Source organism: Gammaproteobacteria bacterium (assembly GCA_003696665.1).
Taxonomy (GTDB): domain Bacteria; phylum Pseudomonadota; class Gammaproteobacteria; order Enterobacterales.
The window spans coordinates 1-1,015 of sequence record RFGJ01000396.1 but is presented as its reverse complement, the minus strand read 5'-3'; the positions used below and the strand labels follow the sequence as shown (position 1 = coordinate 1,015).

General features: G+C 53.3%; 2 protein-coding genes. One reads left to right on the top strand and one right to left on the bottom strand.

Going from position 1 to position 1,015, the window contains the following annotated elements:
- Positions 1-148 precede the first annotated feature (148 nt).
- A complete protein-coding gene (locus tag D6694_10115) occupies positions 149-517 on the bottom strand; it encodes a hypothetical protein (protein RMH40358.1) in 369 nt (122 codons plus the stop codon).
- 131 nt (positions 518-648) lie between these two features.
- On the opposite strand from D6694_10115, the gene D6694_10110 reads away from it, so the two are divergent.
- Positions 649-1,015: hypothetical protein (locus tag D6694_10110; protein ID RMH40357.1), on the top strand; the 367-nt coding region annotated here is incomplete at its 3' end.

Sequence of the window (1,015 nt, the reverse complement as noted above, 5' to 3'; positions counted from 1 at the left end):
GCAGAGATGAGTGCAGAGAAATGAAACGTATTCTGTTTCGAGCATATTCTGCAAAACTCTGATTACGGGTTCGAGTCCCGTCGTCGCCTTCTGAGCGTACCACTCAACGCGAGCCTCCTACACCGATGCCCCCCTGCCCGTGAGGTCATTAAGACCAGCGCGTGCGCAAGACGTGGCGCAGGCATTCCACCAGAAAGACGAGCGCCAGCAGGATGCCGGTTATAAGGATGTGAATGGCTAACGCCAGCGCGAACGGATGCTGCGCCCCACTCTCGCTTGTTGCCACGGCAAGCCACGTGTACGCTATCCCCCAAACGACGACGAAGTACTCTTCGATGACTGTGAACGGAAAGAGAGACCAGAAGGCAGGCAAGGCCAGATAAACGGCGCGTATCTCTGGCCTTGCCTGCCACACATCCGCATATGGGTGAAACAGGTATCCCGCACCAACGTGCAGCAGGTTGAAGACCAGCCACACGATTTCGTCTATATGGTCGTCCAGCAGAAATCCTTTCATGGGACTTATTCTATTGCAAATACAGGATTGGCGCAACCAGACATGACTCTCCCCACAGGGCTTTCTTAAAGTCCGGTAATTAAGGCAAAAGCCTTGCGAGGTTGGGCGGCATAGAAACGTCTGGCGTGAGCATGGTTATCAAAGCCGCAATAATTCAGGAGGGAAACGACCAGATTATTGATGGTACTCATGGCGTGAGCAAGGCGCTTTTTTGTCATACGGGTACTATCTTCCCGAAATGTCACGTCGCGGCGGTAATGCAGCCCATTCTCGATACCCCATTCACTGCGCACGATGTCAAGCAGACGCTTCGGGGAAGCCTCATGGGCTGGCAGGCTGGTCACGCCGTACAGGATCTCTGTATGAACTTTACCGGAAGAAAGGTGGGTAATACGGCGCTCCAGTTTGAACACCTGATGGACATAGGGCCAGTCCAGATATTCATTGAGCATGCTGCTGGCGGTAAGGGTCCGTTCTTCCAACCGTCCATGATTTTTT